The organism is Viridibacillus sp. d25.2, assembly GCF_055456015.2.
The window spans coordinates 2,972,604-2,989,874 of sequence record NZ_CM196652.1 but is presented as its reverse complement, the minus strand read 5'-3'; the positions used below and the strand labels follow the sequence as shown (position 1 = coordinate 2,989,874).

At 35.3% G+C, this 17,271-nt stretch carries 14 protein-coding genes, 1 pseudogene and 1 other annotated feature; of the genes and pseudogenes, 10 read left to right on the top strand and 5 right to left on the bottom strand.

Annotated elements, in window-relative coordinates; genetic code table 11:
* Positions 1-25: 25 nt before the first annotated feature.
* The 5 genes and pseudogenes from odhB (at position 26) to ACZLO7_RS14685 (ending at position 5,012) form a co-directional block, all read left to right on the top strand.
* A complete protein-coding gene (odhB, locus tag ACZLO7_RS14705) occupies positions 26-1,273 on the top strand; it encodes a 2-oxoglutarate dehydrogenase complex dihydrolipoyllysine-residue succinyltransferase (protein ID WP_464940065.1) in 1,248 nt (415 codons plus the stop codon).
* A gap of 113 nt (positions 1,274-1,386) precedes the next feature.
* Complete coding sequence (locus ACZLO7_RS14700) at positions 1,387-1,938, top strand: helix-turn-helix domain-containing protein (protein WP_464941449.1); 552 nt, start codon at positions 1,387-1,389, stop codon at positions 1,936-1,938.
* Positions 1,899-2,765, top strand: a pseudogene (locus ACZLO7_RS14695) (IS3 family transposase); the annotation flags it as partial. The gene ACZLO7_RS14700 and the pseudogene ACZLO7_RS14695, both read left to right, overlap by 40 nt.
* A 498-nt stretch (positions 2,766-3,263) precedes the next feature.
* A complete protein-coding gene (locus tag ACZLO7_RS14690; protein WP_464939094.1) occupies positions 3,264-4,136 on the top strand; it encodes a permease in 873 nt (290 codons plus the stop codon).
* Between the two features lie 15 nt (positions 4,137-4,151).
* A complete protein-coding gene (locus ACZLO7_RS14685; RefSeq protein WP_464939095.1) occupies positions 4,152-5,012 on the top strand; it encodes a TIGR03943 family putative permease subunit in 861 nt (286 codons plus the stop codon).
* Positions 5,013-5,029: 17 nt separating this feature from the next.
* On the opposite strand, the gene ACZLO7_RS14680 is transcribed toward ACZLO7_RS14685, so the two are convergent.
* The 3 genes from ACZLO7_RS14680 to ACZLO7_RS14670 form a co-directional block, all read right to left on the bottom strand.
* On the bottom strand, positions 5,030-5,194 hold the full coding sequence (locus ACZLO7_RS14680) for a hypothetical protein (RefSeq protein WP_464939096.1): 165 nt from the start codon (positions 5,192-5,194) through the stop codon (positions 5,030-5,032).
* Positions 5,195-5,441: 247 nt separating this feature from the next.
* Positions 5,442-6,263 carry a methyl-accepting chemotaxis protein gene (locus ACZLO7_RS14675; RefSeq protein ID WP_464939098.1) on the bottom strand — a complete coding sequence of 274 codons (822 nt, stop codon included), beginning with the start codon at positions 6,261-6,263 and terminating at the stop codon, positions 5,442-5,444.
* Between the two features lie 321 nt (positions 6,264-6,584).
* A complete protein-coding gene (locus ACZLO7_RS14670) occupies positions 6,585-6,950 on the bottom strand; it encodes an ion channel (protein WP_464939099.1) in 366 nt (121 codons plus the stop codon).
* A gap of 311 nt (positions 6,951-7,261) precedes the next feature.
* Between ACZLO7_RS14670 and ACZLO7_RS14665 the strand changes: the two genes are divergently transcribed.
* From ACZLO7_RS14665 to ACZLO7_RS14645, 5 genes are all read left to right on the top strand, one after another.
* Positions 7,262-8,116, top strand: a complete 855-nt coding sequence (locus tag ACZLO7_RS14665) for a CAP domain-containing protein (protein ID WP_464939100.1) — start codon at positions 7,262-7,264, stop codon at positions 8,114-8,116.
* A gap of 15 nt (positions 8,117-8,131) precedes the next feature.
* Positions 8,132-8,317, top strand: coding sequence for a hypothetical protein (locus ACZLO7_RS14660; protein WP_464939101.1), 186 nt, complete (start codon positions 8,132-8,134; stop codon positions 8,315-8,317).
* 11 nt (positions 8,318-8,328) lie between these two features.
* Positions 8,329-8,545: a binding site (T-box leader), on the top strand.
* Between the two features lie 122 nt (positions 8,546-8,667).
* Positions 8,668-9,948 carry a serine--tRNA ligase gene (gene serS, locus ACZLO7_RS14655; RefSeq protein ID WP_464939102.1) on the top strand — a complete coding sequence of 427 codons (1,281 nt, stop codon included), beginning with the start codon at positions 8,668-8,670 and terminating at the stop codon, positions 9,946-9,948.
* Positions 9,949-10,864: 916 nt separating this feature from the next.
* Entirely contained in the window at positions 10,865-12,829 is a 1,965-nt protein-coding gene (locus tag ACZLO7_RS14650) for a methyl-accepting chemotaxis protein (RefSeq protein WP_464939103.1), read from the top strand.
* A 676-nt stretch (positions 12,830-13,505) separates the two neighbouring features.
* On the top strand, positions 13,506-14,924 hold the full coding sequence (locus ACZLO7_RS14645; RefSeq protein ID WP_464939104.1) for a serine hydrolase domain-containing protein: 1,419 nt from the start codon (positions 13,506-13,508) through the stop codon (positions 14,922-14,924).
* A 533-nt stretch (positions 14,925-15,457) separates the two neighbouring features.
* Here the strand turns inward: ACZLO7_RS14645 and ACZLO7_RS14640 are convergent.
* On the bottom strand, positions 15,458-16,594 hold the full coding sequence (locus ACZLO7_RS14640; protein WP_464939105.1) for a M56 family metallopeptidase: 1,137 nt from the start codon (positions 16,592-16,594) through the stop codon (positions 15,458-15,460).
* Positions 16,595-16,605: 11 nt separating this feature from the next.
* Positions 16,606-16,965 carry a BlaI/MecI/CopY family transcriptional regulator gene (locus ACZLO7_RS14635; RefSeq protein ID WP_464939106.1) on the bottom strand — a complete coding sequence of 120 codons (360 nt, stop codon included), beginning with the start codon at positions 16,963-16,965 and terminating at the stop codon, positions 16,606-16,608.
* Positions 16,966-17,271: the final 306 nt, after the last annotated feature.

The following is a 17,271-nucleotide window of genomic DNA, read 5'->3' as shown; positions in this document are numbered from 1 at the left end:
GAATACTTTGAAGGAGGAAATTATAGTGGCTGAAATTATTGTCCCGGAATTAGCAGAATCAATCACAGAAGGTACTATCGCACAATGGGTGAAAAAACCTGGTGATAGAGTAGAAAAGGGCGAGTTTATCGTTGAACTTGAAACTGATAAAGTAAACGCTGAAATCATCTCTGAAGAAGCTGGTATTTTGAAAGAAATCCTTGCTGAAGAAGGCGATACTGTACTAGTAGGTGCTGTAATCGCAATCGTTGAAGCAGGTGATGCTGCTGCAACTCCAGCACCAGCAGCTAAAGAAGCTGTACCTGCTGCACCAGCGCCAGTTGTAGAGGCACCAAAAGCTGCACCAGCACCTGTAGTGGTAGAAGAATCATCATCAAATGAGCGTGTAATTGCTAGCCCTGCTGCTCGCAAACTAGCTCGTGAAAAAGGAATCGACTTAGCGGCTGTATCTCCAGTTGATCCTCAAGGTCGAGTTCGCGTACAAGATGTAGCTGCACACGGTACAGCTCCACAAGCTCCTGCTGCAAAACCGGCTGAAGCGCCAAAAGCTGCTGCTCCTGCAGTTGACGAATCTCGAGTGACAGTTGAAAAAATGTCTCGTCGTCGTCAAACAATCGCAACTCGTTTACTTGAAGTAAAACAAAGTACTGCAATGCTAACTACATTCAACGAAATCGACATGACAAACGTTATGGCACTTCGTAGTCGTAAAAAAGATCAATTCCAAGAAAAACATGACGGGACTCGTCTTGGTTTCATGTCATTCTTTACAAAAGCAGTAGTTGCTGCTCTTAAAAAATACCCATACGTTAATGCTCAAATCGTAGGTAACGAACTACACCTAAACAATTTCTATGATATTGGTGTTGCTGTATCTACTGAAGACGGCTTAGTAGTACCAGTTGTACGCGATTGTGACCGTAAAAACTTCGCTGAAATTGAAGATGCAATCGGTGGCCTAGCTAAAAAAGCGCGCGACAAAAAATTACAAATTGGTGACCTACAAGGTGGTTCATTCACAATCACTAATGGTGGTGTATTCGGTTCATTAATGTCAACACCAATCATGAATGGTACTCAAGCTGGAATTCTAGGTATGCATACAATCCAAAAACGTCCAATCGCTGTTGGTGATGAAGTACAAATTCGCCCAATGATGTACGTTGCATTATCTTATGACCACCGTATCATCGATGGTAAAGATTCTGTAGGATTCTTAAAAACTGTTAAAGAATTACTGGAAAACCCAGAAGACTTATTATTAGAATCTTGATTTAAATGTTCTAAATTTAATTGAATTAGAAATAAGCCCTACACACTCAACGAAGTGTTGGTGCTGCACCCCAAAAGTTAGAGTAATAAATCTAACTTTTGGGGTGTTTTTGTATGGCGAAATATAGCCAAGGTTTTAAATTAAAGATTGTTCAAGAGTATTTAAAAGGGAATCTGGGATACCTATTATTAGCGCAAAAATATGGTATTCCATCTCCAACTCCAATCAAACGTTGGGTTAGAGCATATAAAATTTTTGGAGAAGAAGGTTTACAACGGAAAACAAAGCATGAAGAATATCCTGTTCAATTCAAATTAGATGTATTAAACTTTATGAAACAAACAGGTGCTTCTTACCAAGATACAGCAATTCGATTTAACATGAATGATCCTAGTTTAATCGCAACTTGGAACAGTAAGTTTTTAAAAGAAGGAGTAGAAGGCCTGAAACATGCGAAGGGAAGGCCATCTATGTCTAAAAAATCAGAAGCTACAGTGAAAAAAACAATGTCTCGTGAGGAGCAGTTAGAACGTGAAAATGAACTACTTCGTCTAGAGGTTGCGTATTTAAAAAAGTTGAAGGCTTTTCGAGAGAACCCGGATGCCTTCCTCGAAAAGCACAAGCAGCAATCGCCTTTGAACTCAAAAAAGAAGGGTTCCGATTAAAATACATCTTTAAACAAGTCGATATTCCAGAAGCAACGTATCACTATCACATCAAGCAAATGAAGGATGAAGATCCAGATCAAGCGTGGAAAACGTTGATTTTAGAGACTTTTGAGCAACATGAAGGGCGATATGGATATCGTCGCATTCATGCGGAATTAAAGGGACAAGGACATAAAATCAATCATAAAAAAGTACAACGAATCATGAGTGAATTGAATTTAAAATGCGTGAAATTCGTGCGTAAATCTCGCTATAAATCGTATAAGGGTACTGTAGGGAAAGTCGCGAGGAATCGATTAAACCGCCGTTTCCATACAACGTACTTCTTACAAAAACTCGTGACAGACGTAACAGAATTCAAATGTACAAACAACGAAAAACTCTATTTAAGTCCGATTATGGATTTATATAACGGTGAAATACTGAGCTTTAGTATGTCTAAACGCCCTACACTTGATTTCGTAATAGACTCATTGAAACAAGCACTCCCAATTATTCAAGAACATGCCCTATACCGTACAACGATTCACTCGGATCAGGGCTGGCACTATCAACATCATTTATGGGTGAAAAAATTAAAGCGAAACAAGATTTTCCAAAGCATGTCTCGTAAAGCAACCTGTGCAGACAATGCGACCATGGAGAACTTCTTTGGCTTACTCAAACAAGAAATGTATTACGGAGAAGAATTAATCTCCTATGAAGCGTTAAAGAAGAAAATAGAGAAGTATATCTATTACTATAATAACGATCGAATTAAACAAAAATTGGCCAGCATGAGCCCGGTAAAATACCGAACTCATGCCAGCCAATTAGCTGCATAAATAAAACTCTAACTTTAAGGGGTCACTACCGTTTAGGGCTTATTTTCATTATTTCTTTACCACATTATAGTTTATCAGATGTTGAAAGGCTACATTCGTTACAAGATAATATGGGCATGTTGGTTTCGCAGTCTTTACACCATTCGTTAGAAATTGTCGGAACTAACCGACTTTATACGGCGTCAATTGTAGAAGTATTTAATGCACGTTATGGTTGAAACGTTGACTTAAACCTTTTGATAATGATACAACTGTAGAATTCCTATCTTTTAATAGAATAAAAGTGTTGGATGATAATGGGTATTTAGGCAGGGTTAATAATGAGTAGAAGGTAGTGCTATTTATAATCTGTTAGAATATATAAGATGAAAATAGCTCACTCAAAAGATATTATAACCAATAACTAGCATATGTCATTACTCTAGTTTCTTTTTTATTTTTTTTAGAGTACAATGCATAGAGTGATTAAATTGATAAAGTAAAGAAGGTAATTAAAGCGTGGCAACATTTTTACAACTGAATACTATTTTTATTAGTATTATTATAGAAGCATTACCATTTGTTCTAATAGGTGTATTTATTTCAGGACTTATTCAAATGTTTGTAAGTGAACAGATGATCGCTAAAATTGTACCGAAAAATAAAATACTTGCAGTTTTATATGGAACGTTAATTGGTGCGTTATTTCCTGCGTGTGAATGTGGCATTATACCAATAGTTAGAAGATTATTGAAAAAAGGCGTGCCACTACATGCCGCTATACCTTTTATGCTTACTGGTCCAATTATTAATCCTATCGTGTTATTTTCGACTTATATTGCTTTTGGGAATAGTTGGGATATGGTTTGGTATCGTGGGGGATTAGCATTTGTTATTGCATTTATCATTGGAGTTATCATTTCATTTCAATATAAAGACACGCAGTTATTAGAAGAACCCGAATTACAATGTCATCATGACGAAGTAAAGAAATCATTTTTACAAAAATTTGTTGGTACTCTTAATCATGCAATTGATGAGTTTTTCTCGGTAGGGAAGTACTTAATTATCGGTGCATTTGTAGCAGCTTCTATGCAAATATTCGTTAAAACTTCATTTTTATTAGAATTAGGCCAAACGAAAGCTACATCCTCTTTAGTCATGATGGGATTATCGTTTGTACTATCACTTTGCTCTGAAGCAGATGCATTTATAGCTGCCTCATTTAGAGGTACTTTTACAACATCTTCGTTAGTTGCTTTCTTGTTGTTCGGTGCAATGGTTGATATTAAAAACTTATTAATGATGCTTTCAACATTTAAAAAGAAATTCATAATGACGCTGATTTTATATATTTTTATTTTCGTATTTATCAGCTCGATGTTAGTATAGCGGAGGGGAATAAAGATGATTCGAGCATTAATACTAATGAGCTTTACTTATTTCTTTTATTACCTCTACTCATCAGGCGATAATTCAAAATATATTAATATGAAGTATGAGTATATATGTATATTGGGAATTATACTTTTTGCTATACTGACAATTGTTCAAATTATCAGTATGACAAAAGAGGAAGAGGAACACAGTCATGAGTGCTGTGACCACGATCATAAACATGAAAAGGACAGTTCGTTTGTTACTAGAATTTTCCACTATGCAATATTTATATTTCCATTAGTGACAGGCTTATTTCTTCCAATAGCTACATTAGATTCAACTGTAGTAAAATCAAAAGGCTTTTCTTTTAAAGCAATTGATGATTTTGAGGAAGGAGATTCTTTTGTACAAACGCAGTATTTACGTCCAGATACTAGCATTTACTTTGGAAAAGATGGATATAATGAAATCATGCAAAAAGAACTCGGTGTCTTCGCTAATATGCCTACAGTCGCTTTAAATGATGAAAATTTTCTAAAAGGGATGGAGACAATCTATAACTTCCCTGGAGAATTTATCGGAAAAAAGCTCTCATATAAAGGATTTATATACAAAGAGCAAGTAATAGATCGTAAGCAGGCTTTTGTGTTACGCTTTGGTGTCATTCACTGTGTAGCAGACTCAGGTGTGTTTGGAATGTTAGTTGAATTTCCGGATGATATGAAATTACAAGATGATGATTGGGTGAATGTAGAAGGTACGATCTCTACAGTTTACTACCAACCTTTTAAAGCAAATATCCCAGTACTGAAGGTTGATTCTTGGGAGAAAACAATACAACCAGAAGAACCATATACATTCAGGGGTTATGAAAATCCAAATTTATAAATGAACATAGTAAAACGCTATCTCTTTGTAGATGGCGTTTTTATTTTGGATAAACATGCGTAGATTGCTAAAGTGGATAAAACGGTATCTTTTGATGCAGTGTTTAAAAGTTCGTTTGCAGCGCACTGTAAATAGTGCCTCTCAGCAGTTGTCAATTGCTGTTTTTTTACTTGTTGTTTCATGCGACTCACCTCTTATATCCATTATAAGAACATTTGTTCCTAGAATCAAGAAGTATTTTATTACGGGTGCTAATAATGTTTATTAATATTAAATAGGTAAGTGTTTAAGTATAGAAGAGGAAGTTAGAAGTAGAACAAGGAAGTATTTTAAAATAGCATGCATGTGAAGTAAGATTATATATTTAAATAGCCCATTGCATATAGAATACTCAATGGGCTTGATTATTTCGATTGAAAATATGGAAATCTAACGCAATGTTTCTTTCACCAATTGGCCCATCTGACTGCTCAGGGAACCTAACTCTTCGATAATTGAGCTGAAACCTTGTACAAGCTCTGCTTGCTCATTTGATGCAGTATTGATCTGATTCATACTCCCCATTAAACCTTGTAGATTTTGTGTGATATTTTTCAGTGAATCTTCAATCTTTTCTGTAGCTGACTTTGTTTCTAGAGATAATTTTCGTACTTCTTGAGCAACAATATTAAATCCAGCTCCATGCTGACCTGCTCGAGCAGCTTCAATAGAAGCATTTAAACCAAGTAAATTCGTTTGTTGGGAAATTGATTTGATAAAATCTGTTACGCTATGTGAAGCTTCTGAATCAGCAAGTGCTTGTCGAGATTGTACTGTAATTTCAGTACTTGTTGCTGCAAGCTCCTCTGAATGAGAGGCAACAAGATGTACTTTATCCTGTAAACCAATGACAGCATTTTGTAGGTGACTCAAATAAGATTGTAACTTTTCTTGGTTCTCCATTGAGAAAACTAAGCTAAGAGCTCCAACTACACGACCGTTTTCTTTAATTGGATATATTTTCGTATGAAGTAAGACCCCATAAAATTCGGCAGGTATATCCTTCGATACGTTTTTCCCTGCGTAGGCTTGTCGTAATTCTTCAGTAACCTTCATTGTATCGCCAGTCTTTACCCCTAGATCAACTTTAGTACCTGGAGACGCAAAGTAAACCTTGTTTTGATCACGATCAACTATACTGACAAAAATTTCATTATTGAATGCTAATTGTATGTATGGTGTTGCCTGTTTTAATACTTCTAATAAATCCAAATTAATGACCTCCGCCCTATATACTAGCCATCAAAAGAGATAGATGGTCGCAAGTAATTTGTCATTATCTATAATTAAAATATAGATAGAATTGACTATTCCCTAATTATCATAGCTTATATTTCCTATAGAGTAAATATTTCAATTATTCATTTGGTGAAAATCGTATAAAAAGTTCCTTGTTTCGACAATATCTGATGAGAGGTTTAAAATATTTTTATAAAAATTTTATCGTTAGAGTAAAGATACCTTACATAAAAATACATGCGTTGTAAAAAAGTATATAAAAAAGGTCGTCTATTAAGACAACCTTAAAACTACTTACAATAATTTTCTCTTTTTTGTAATTTCCGAAGTCGATTCATCTGTTGACTTAATCATTGTCTTACCAAGAATCAGTAATGTTAGAAACATAACACCAACGCCAACAGCTAAATAAAACATCGTAAATACTTTGCCTAGACTTGTAGTCGGTGTGAGTGAAGTATCTACACCGCTTGGAATGAGACTGACGACACAAAAGTAAATGGCATCAAGTATAGACCAACCTTCTACGTTCGTATAAAACATCGTCCCTGACAAAAGGATAAAAAATAATGATGTAATCAATGAAATAAACAACGGTTGCTTAAAAGCGCGAATTAGAGCTTTTAAAAGACGCTTTGTAGTTAATATAAATGAAATCATACAATCTCTCTTTCTGCTGCTATTTGTAACAAGTATACAACAGATAGAAAATAAATAAACAAATATATATTTTAGTTACAATCACCTATACATAATGGATTTACTGATAGTTTAAAACTATTTTTTATCTTTATAATCATAAAAAAATGATACTGTGATATAGTGAGTAAAAATTGAGTCAATACGATTCTTTTTTAATTGATATTGATTAAACGACTATATTTAATGAAGAATTCTCCGAAAAGATTATTGAGAGAGTACTACTAACATTGAAAATTATCGTTTTAATAATTAGATTCGGAGGAATTAAGTTGAATAATAAAATGGTGAAAAAATTTAGCGTCGTATTCATGGCGATGATCTTATTATGTAGTTTAGCAAGTCCAACCAATGTTAAAGCAAGTAGTCCAAAAACAAAACAAGTAACGCTTACTGAAACAAGTAGACTGTTTACTAAGCAAGATGGATATGGAAGAAAATCTATAGTAGCTGCTAAAAAGAAAGTAACGATTATAAAAACAACAAAAGATAAATGGATGCAAACAAAAGATAAAAAGTGGGTAAAGAACGGTTTCACTGGTGATTATATCTATCTTTCAAAAAAAACAACAACCTATAAAAAAGCAAAAGGTTCTAAATCAACAACGAAGCTTGCCGCTGGGATTTATAAAGTGAGTGCAGCAAATACAAATGGGTGGATTAAAGTAAACAAAGGTAGCAAGACTTACTGGATTAAATCTGGTAAATTTGTTGATAGTTACATTGATTTAGGAAATAAAAAAATGCAAGATCAAATAGTTAGCATAATAAATAAAGAGCGTGCAAAAAAGAAATTGAAACCTTTAAAGCAAGATCCAAAGCTTACAAAGCTTGCGATAATTCGTTCACTAGATATGGAGACAAATCGCTATTTCAGCCATACAAGCCCAACCTTCGGGAGCTGGTCAAACCTCCTTAGTGGATCAAGGTATAAAACATATGCATCAGGGGAGAATATCGCTGTAGGTTATCCAACGGCAACAAGTTTCATGGATGGCTGGATGAATTCTACTGGTCACAGAGAAAATATTTTATCACCTAATTATCAAAAAGTTGGAATAGGTATTGTTATTTCAGGTAAAAACGCTCAATATCCAACATACGGTACTCAAATTTTTGCAAAATAACTACAAACCCCCTTCTTGCTTTTTGACAAGAGGGGGGTTACTATCGCTGAATATAAAGGGGAAATTATCTTAGCGCGAAATGGTCATTTATTGAGTTGTGCATTTCATCCGGAATTAACCGGTGATTCAAGAATTCTAGAATATTTTGTATACTATGGTATGGCTTGCATAATCTGTTTTCATATAGTACAGTATGGTTAAAATTTAAATAACTGAACACGATGATGGGAAGTAGTAGCAAGCACGTTTTTTTTTAGAGAGTCAGCGGTTGGTGGAAGCTGATAGAAGCACTTGTGAATCCGTCCTGGAGTTGCACAGTCGAAGTAATGTAAGTAGGCTGTAGCCGGCTGAAATGCCGTTATGAAATAAGTGGATTAGGTATATGCCTAATCAATTAGGGTGGCAACGCGGGTAGCTCTCGTCCCTTTTTAGGGATGGGGGCTTTTTTGTGTTTATTTTGATTCAAAGCGGAGCTATTGGAGTTTAGCTTGCAACGCAATTACACCAAGACTTAATGTTTGCAATGTCATTAAACTACTGGAGGTATGACTATGTTAGATATTAAACGCGTACGCGATAATTTCGCGGAAATTAAAGAAATGCTATTAACGCGTAATGAAGATTTAGGCAACTTAGATCACTTTGAGGATTTAGATGCAAAGCGTCGTGAGTTAATTGCTAAAACAGAAGAATTAAAAGCAGAACGAAATAAAGTATCTGAACAAATTTCAATTATGAAACGCAACAAGGAAAATGCAGATGAAGTTATTGCTCGTATGCGTCAAGTAGGTGATGATATTAAAGAGCTAGATGTTCAACTAAATGATGTTGAAGAGCGCTTTAAAGATATGATGATGCGCTTGCCAAACATTCCACACGAATCTGTACCAGTAGGGACAACAGAAGACGACAATGTAGAAGAATATACTTGGGGTGAAATTCCAACATTTGATTTTGACATTAAAGCACACTGGGATCTTGCTACAGATTTGAAGATTGTTGACTTTGAACGAGGTACAAAAGTAACAGGTAGCCGTTTCTTATTCTACCGCGGGCTTGGAGCTCGTTTAGAACGTGCATTAATGACATTTATGATGGATTTACATGCAGAGGAGCATGGTTATGAGGAAATGCTACCACCTGTCATTGTTAATCGTGATAGCTTGACGGGTACTGGAAACCTTCCTAAATTTGAAGAAGATGTATTTAAATTAGAGGAAACAGATTATTTCATGATTCCAACTGCAGAGGTACCTGTAACAAACTTCTATCGTGATGAAATTTTACTGGCGGAGGCTTTACCACAAGGCTTTGCTGCCTATAGTGCGTGCTTCCGTTCAGAAGCGGGATCTGCAGGTCGTGATACACGTGGTTTAATCCGGCAACATCAGTTCAACAAAGTAGAACTAGTTCGCTTTGTAAAACCAGAGGAATCATACGAACAATTAGAGCTATTAACAAATCATGCGGAAAAAGTATTGCAATTACTAGGCTTACCATATCGTAAGCTAAAAATATGTACAGCTGATTTAGGTTTTACTTCAGCGAAGAAATATGATTTAGAAGTTTGGATTCCTGCACAAAACATGTACCGTGAAATTTCTTCTTGCTCTAACTTTGAGGATTTCCAAGCACGACGAGCGAATATCCGCTTCCGTCGTGAGCCAAATGCAAAACCAGAATATGTTCATACATTAAACGGTTCAGGTCTTGCCATTGGTCGTACAGTTGCTGCTATTTTAGAAAACTACCAACAAGCTGATGGAAGCGTAGTAATCCCTGAAGTTTTAAGACCATACATGGGTGGTAAAGAAGTAATTGCACCAAAATAAATAACGGATAAAAGCTATTTTAGATATCCTTTACAGGTAATTGTATTGCCTTTTTATCGATTTACAGGTGCTTTTAATAGTATCGGGTGGTGTAAACGCTGTGGAATTGAAAAAATGCTTTATTTCTTAAAGGAAATTTAGCGGGATTAAAAAAGATGTTACTATGATCAAGGATGGGGTGCATTAGAAAAAATTTAGAAATGACATTTTGCAGCTCTTTCGCATTTTCCACTATTCCGCAATCGGGCGCGATTGTGGAGTAGGTGTCTCTTTCTTATTTAATTTACTGCCAATTAGTTGTATGAGAAAGGACATAACATATTAGTCATATAAAATATGTTATGTCCCTTAATTTATCTATGCTTATTAAATTTAGGTCTTGATAATATAATATGATTCAATCATTTTGTAAGTAGATTGATAAAGTGACATCTGCTGACAAAGTATCATCCTATCGAATTACAACGTACTTCATTTCTAATTCTTTTAACCTTGAAACATTGAATTTAATAGAAACTAAAATAGAACTCATTTTGAAAAAAGATTGATCAAAATGAGTTCTTTCTATTTGTTTATCTGTTTATGAAGATTGTTTAAATGAATTAGATTAATTTATATCGGGAGGCTATAATGCTTCTGAAATAGGTCATTAGTTGTGAATTTTTAAATGTAATTTTAATTCGGAATTTTAATGTTCGAATTATTGTATTTCGGCCGATAAAAGCAAAGGAAATAATTTATTTAATCAAAGGAGTTGTAGTTGAAAAATATGTAAGAAAGCAGCTTTTTTCTTTTTGATTCCTTATCAGTATTTCGATATAAGGTTTGCGTATAAAAGCATACAGAGAATAGTTGTAAGAAAGCATCTTAAGAATAAAGCTTTTAAAGCATTGTGTAGAAAAAGGAGAATTGTTGCATGAAAAATTTATTCAGAAGCCTTAAAAATAAGCTATATATTTCATTTGCGCTTGTATTAGTAATCCCTGTTGTTTTGGTTGGGGTATTGTCATATATATCAGCTAAAGATTCTATAGAAGAGGAAATTCTTCATAGTGCCAACGAGAGTGTTGAAGTATTAAATAAACTTATAGACAAAACCATCAGTGAAAAAATAAACGAATTAGGCGTCTTCAGTGAGGAAATTAATTCTTCGATGTATGGAAAGGGCGAGGTTGCCCTAAGATCACTTCTTCAGCAATACTTTAAATTAAACCCAGATGTCTTCAGTATTTATCTTGCAACGAATAGTGGAGCATTTATTCAAGGTGCGAACGTGTCTACTGCTAAAAATTATAATCCTCTGGAAAGAAGTTGGTATAAAAGAGCAGTAGAGCTTAAAGGAGATCCTTTTATAACAGAACCTTACAAAGATGTGCGGACTGAAGATATGATCGTTACAATTGCTCAGCAGTTAAATGATCGTTCAGGTGTTGTCGCAGTGGACCTTAATCTAACAGAACTACAAAAAGTATCAAATTCAATTAATATTGGGAAGTCGGGATACTCATCTATTTTTGATGAAAATAAAAAGGTGGTTTCACACCCTACTTTAAAAGGTGGAGGGGAAGTGAAAGAGAGCTTTATTAATCAGATGTATGATTCTAAATCGGGTAAGTATGATTATGTATATGATGGTGATGATCGAACATTGTTATTTACAACAAATAAACTCACAGGTTGGAAAATTACAGGAACAATTTTTTCGAAAGAAATAGATGAATCTGCTTCGCCCATTTTGCTTACCACTATTCTCGTATTAGCCATTTCAATTGTTGTAAGTGCTGTTGCCGTTTATTTTATTACAAAAAGAATTATCAGACCAATTGAAGATTTAAAAGATAGTGCAATGACGATTAGTAAAGGGGATTTGACTGAAAAATTGGTGATTACCTCTAAAGATGAGATTGGACAATTGGGACAAGTCTTCAATCTCATGCAAGATAGTCTTAAAACACTTATTCAAAAAGTAGAGGTAAATGCAGAACAAGTTGCCTCTTCAGCAGAAGAGCTCACCGCTAATGCCGATCAAACTAGTATGGCAACCGAGCAAGTGGCTATCGCTATACAAGAAGTTTCTAGTAACGCAGATACCCAAACTACGAATGCGGACAAGAATGTAGAAGAGCTAAATGAACTGTCGAAAGCAATCCTTCATATAGCCGAATGTTCTTCCAATGTAACCACCCTCTCTCAACATGCCACTAAGCATGCCCTAGAGGGGGGCAAAGCAGTACAAGATACAAAAGATCAAATGAATTCTATACATCTATCTGTTACAGATTCAAACACAAAAATTCAAACGTTACATGACCGTTCACAGCAAATCACCTCTATTTTAGATGTTATTACAGGTATTGCTGAACAAACGAACTTGCTCTCTCTAAATGCCGCAATCGAAGCAGCCAGGGCAGGAGAGCATGGAAAGGGTTTTGCAGTAGTAGCCGGGGAAGTAAGGAAGCTAGCAGAGCAATCGCAGCAATCTGCAACACAAATTTTTGACCTTATTCATGGAATTCAAGCAGACACAGAGCAATCTGTACGTATTATGGCGAAAGTTAATGAAGATGTAATTAGCGGCTTACGGGTTTCAGATGAAGCCATAGCCAAGTTCCAAGTAATTATGTCAAGTATGAAAGAAATTACTCCTCAAATGGAGGAGGTTTCTTCCACATCAGTACAAATGTCAGAGAGTGTCCAAGAGGTTTCAGCTAATACTCAGGATTTAGCTTTTTCAGCTAAAGGAAATGCTGCTACATCGGAAGAAGTCGCTGCCTCTACAGAGGAGCAATTGGCTTCTATGGAAGAAATTAATGCGTCTGCTCAAGCACTTTCTCACATGGCTGATGAGTTAAAAGACCTAATAAGTCAGTTTAAATATTAAAACGGATATTAGAAGCAGAATATACTAAATTAGCGTTACTATTCAAAGTGTTAAAAAAAGCTATTTAACACACAATTATTAGGCTACTTGATGACCAAATTCTTTTGGCTTTAAGTAGCCTAATTTTTTTGAATCCTATTATTACAAGATACCGTGATATTTGATTTTTCTAGTTATTGAAATTAAGAATAGCAAGGAAGAAGAACCGACAGTCCTTCGATATTTTTACCCCAATAAGTAAGCGTTTCACCTAAAGAACCAAAAACAAATGTAATGTTAACACTGTTGTTGGCATATATAGTGTTTTGGGGACCCTGCACTGTAAATACTACCAAAGTGATTCGCTAGCAAGTTTCGGCTTTTCCCTGGTTGAACAGTAGAATTATTAGAGGAATCTGCGAAAGCTCCTGTTTTACGTTTACTAAGTGTCTCTTTTATGCTTGTCTCAAAGCTTAAGGAATTTGTAAGAATTGAGTAAGAAAAAAGAGAAGTTCGTTCCGTACAATTAATATAGACAGCGAAAGGGGGAAATCGATTTCTTATTGTCTATAAATAAGCAATAACCCAATCAGTGCATCACATTCACATGCAGCAATTCAGGCCTCTAGAACAATGAATTTCCAAAAGATATATTTATTAAAAAGTCAGAAAATTAAGAAGTGGAGAGGTGTACAATATGAAACAAGAAACAATGCTGAAAGAATTCGATCAGTACGCTGTTGAACTTACAAAGAAATATCAAATTCCAGGGTTTGCAATGGGCTTGGCGAAAGACGGTCAATTATTTTATGAAAATGAATTTGGGTATCGAAATGTAGAAAAGGAGCTACCTTTATCCTCTGACACCGTATTTGGAATCGGTTCAATAACGAAGTCATTTACGTGTATGGCTATTCTCCAGCTACAAGAGGCTGGAAAACTTTCTGTTCATGATGCTGTTGTTCAATATTTACCAGAATTTAAAACTAATAATGAAGAGTATACAAAACAAATGACGATTCATCACTTTATGACTCATTCTGCAGGATTACCTCCTTTAACATTATTAATGGGTGCATTACGTAAGAGTATAGAGTTGGATCCAAGATTCGAAGAAGATGAAAAGAAAGAAAATGAATTATCTGAACTTCCATATATTGAAACATATGAGGAATTGATGGAAGGTATTGCGAACGCGGAGTATCAGCTATTTGGTGCACCTGGTACAGAGTTTAGCTATTCAAATGAGTGTTACGCTCTTTTAGGCACTATTATTGAAAGAGTTAGTGGAATCAAATACGAACAATATTTGAAAGATTACATTCTAGATCCAGCAGGCATGTATCAAAGTGTATTTCATTTAGAAGAATTAGATGGACATGAGGATATTGCCACACTTTATAGTTCACGGGGAAAAACGGAAGAAACAATCGTGTTTGAATCGAATAATCCTTGGGACGCGCCCGCAATGCGTGCAGCTGGATTCTTGAAATCTACTGTAAACGATATGCTTAAATACTCGGAAATCTTCAGAAACAACGGAAAAGTAGGCTCAGCACAAATATTGACACCAAAGAGCGTCGAGTTAATGACAACACCTTATATACAATGTGATCCTGATAAATATTACGGATACGGTTTAATAATAGTACCAGACTTTTTTGGTTATCGACTGATAGAACATGGAGGTTCCATTAAAGGTGTAGCAGCCCAATTGAATATGATTCCAGAATTAGGTTTAGCAGGTATCGCATTTGCTAACTTAGCAGGAGTACCATCTACACAACTATTATATAGTGCATTTGCAGAACAACTGGGTAAATCTGTTTACGATACTCATTTTAGTTTGAAAGAAATTGATGTATCCCTTGCTAAATTAAAGGAGTATGAAGGTGAATTTGTTTCTGGTGAAGGAGCGAAAGTGAAACTTCATGTTGAAGCGGGAAAACTTCATATGGATTCAGATGGAATTCAAACAATAATTAAACCAATTGCAGAAGACACATTTTTAGTACACATAAAAGACTCGAATTTTATTCTGCGTTTTAAAAGAGATGAAGAAGGCACAATCGTAAGGATTAAATTCGGATTTAGACAAATTCCAAGGGTGAAGTAAGGGGGTTTACTACTGAAAATTGTATGTTTATAGCTTGTAAAAAAGTTTGATAAAAATCACCTCAACTCTTTAGATTTCTTAGAGTAGAGGTGATTTTATTATTGGTACTCTAAAGCGGCAGCATTCCTGTCAGAAGGATGATTGGGGGCTTGAAATAAAAAGAGCCCTTTAGTATGATGCATGAGTATCAACGAAGTCAACTTATTGGTTGTGTAACATAAATGCCGATTGTTTCAGGGATACGGTCAATAATTTGAGCAATTTCTGATTTTTTATATCTATACCCGTTTAGGAATTCTCGGAATCTTTAAGTAAATATATATAGATCCTTATATTGCCTAGTTTGTTGGAGATACCATGATTGTTTAGAAGACTGTCATCCTTTTTACTTTTATTCCACCTTAAATTTAAAACCCTTGTCTACTAGCTGATCGGGAAGAGCTTGGAAACACAGCGCCTATCTCCATTATAAAAAAATGATGGAGTAAATGAAAAAACTAGTCCCGGATTTCAGGACTAGTCTTTGGAGTAATTTATTTATTTTCATTTGTTTTGATTACACGTGGTTCCGTCGTACTATTTGATGCATCAGTAACAATAGCTGGATTTTGTTCTTTGCCTTTATTTGTTGCGATTACATGTGGTTCCGCCGTACTATTTGATGCAGCAGCAACAATAACTGGATTTCGTTCTTTGCCTTCTTTCAGCGTTGGTGGCTCTTGGCCAGTTGCTGCAAAGACGGTCATCCCTCCAATGACTAATGTACATGCTAATGCTGTTCCTAAAACCGACTTTTTCTTTAAGGTCATAATGGACACTATCCTTTCTTCAATCCCGTTTTTACTAAAATGATTACAAAGCGGCGTAACCGTATAGGTTTCATCTGCCATATTGATGAGAGATAGTGCATATGCTGACTTTGCCTTATCTCCAAACTGTCTAATAACCCTTTCGTCGCAAGACAATTCAATGTCTCTGTTTACTAAAAAATACATAAGCCAAACTAATGGATTAAACCAATGCAAAGTTACCATAATCGTTAAAATTACTTTCCACAAAACGTCAAAGCGTTTAATATGAATTAATTCATGCGTGAGAATAAACTGAATACTTGCAGCATCTTCCCAATTTGTTGATTTGGGCAATAAGATGACTGGTTTAAAGATTCCATATGTTAACGGGGTAGTAATTCTATCTGATACTGCAATTTGAATCGTTCTTTTTAACTTATGATCGTTTAGCCATTGATCAAGATACTCATCATTCTTCACTGGGATGGCTGTTTGAAATTCTTTATAAAATCTAACATAGGCCACTATAAAGAATAGCAGAACCCCGATACCCCCACATATCCAAAGGTACTGAACGAAATCGCTTGTCATCACAAAAATAAGCTGATGATAAAACGTGTTTGATGTTTGTGCGATTTCGATTGTATTGTGCATACTTTCCGAATCATTTGAGTGAGTAAGCGTAACAAATAAGTTTTTCAGCATAGGCTGTATGCTCAACTTCGAATAAAAAGAGTAGGGGATGAGTAGTTTAAATACAACGATTCCCCAAAGAACTAAAAATGTATACTTAGGCACTTTATTTCTTACTAACATCCGCATCAATAGCACAATGATGAGGAGGAGAGATGCGTCTACACTCATGTTGAGAATACTCATATCATAATTCCTCACTCAAGATCTTTAACAATTTGCTTTAATTTATCGATCTCACTCGCGGACATTTTTTTCTTGTCTAGTAAGGATGCGAATAGTAAAGATCTAGAACCATTAAATACTTTATCAATCAATTCTGTCGTTTCTTGTTCTTGTATCTGTTCTTTTCTGATAATTGGATGACAGATAAAGTTAGGTTCAATTCTTTCAATGGCCTCTTTTTTTATACATTTTTTTATGACTGTATAGGTGGTATTTTTATTCCAACCTATTCGTTCGTTTAATATTTGTGTGAGCTGTTTAGCTGTCAAATCGCCTTCTTCCCATAAAATATTCATGACTTGTAATTCCGAATCGAACAATTTAACTTGCATACGCGCATGCTCCTTATCTTAAGTGGACTATTGCAATAGTTTGCCACATACCCATACTACTGCGATAGTCTGTAGTTGTCAAGACTATTGAGATAGTCTGTTGGAAAAAATCCAATATAAGGGGATAATTATACGGATAAATACCTTTGGATACTGTGTCTAAACCCATTTAACTTCTTTCAGTAGAAGTCTACCTCTATAGGTGGTGAGATGAATGCGGATTTAAGCTGCTTTTCAGCGGGTGTCCAAACACCCGCTGAAAGAAGTTAAAGCCTCCGGCGGATGTCACGGAATCGGAAAGGAGTT

Bases quoted from the DNA above. Each gene is read 5' to 3' on its own strand.
- serS (WP_464939102.1), top strand. From the start codon at position 8,668: ATGTTAGATATTAAACGCGTACGCGATAATTTCGCGGAAATTAAAGAA.
- ACZLO7_RS14670 (WP_464939099.1), bottom strand. From the start codon at position 6,950: ATGATTTCATTTATATTAACTACAAAGCGTCTTTTAAAAGCTCTAATT.
- ACZLO7_RS14700 (WP_464941449.1), top strand. From the start codon at position 1,387: ATGGCGAAATATAGCCAAGGTTTTAAATTAAAGATTGTTCAAGAGTAT.
- ACZLO7_RS14680 (WP_464939096.1), bottom strand. From the start codon at position 5,194: ATGAAACAACAAGTAAAAAAACAGCAATTGACAACTGCTGAGAGGCAC.
- ACZLO7_RS14635 (WP_464939106.1), bottom strand. From the start codon at position 16,965: ATGCAAGTTAAATTGTTCGATTCGGAATTACAAGTCATGAATATTTTA.
- ACZLO7_RS14645 (WP_464939104.1), top strand. From the start codon at position 13,506: ATGAAACAAGAAACAATGCTGAAAGAATTCGATCAGTACGCTGTTGAA.
- ACZLO7_RS14685 (WP_464939095.1), top strand. From the start codon at position 4,152: ATGATTCGAGCATTAATACTAATGAGCTTTACTTATTTCTTTTATTAC.
- ACZLO7_RS14650 (WP_464939103.1), top strand. From the start codon at position 10,865: ATGAAAAATTTATTCAGAAGCCTTAAAAATAAGCTATATATTTCATTT.
- ACZLO7_RS14640 (WP_464939105.1), bottom strand. From the start codon at position 16,594: ATGAGTATTCTCAACATGAGTGTAGACGCATCTCTCCTCCTCATCATT.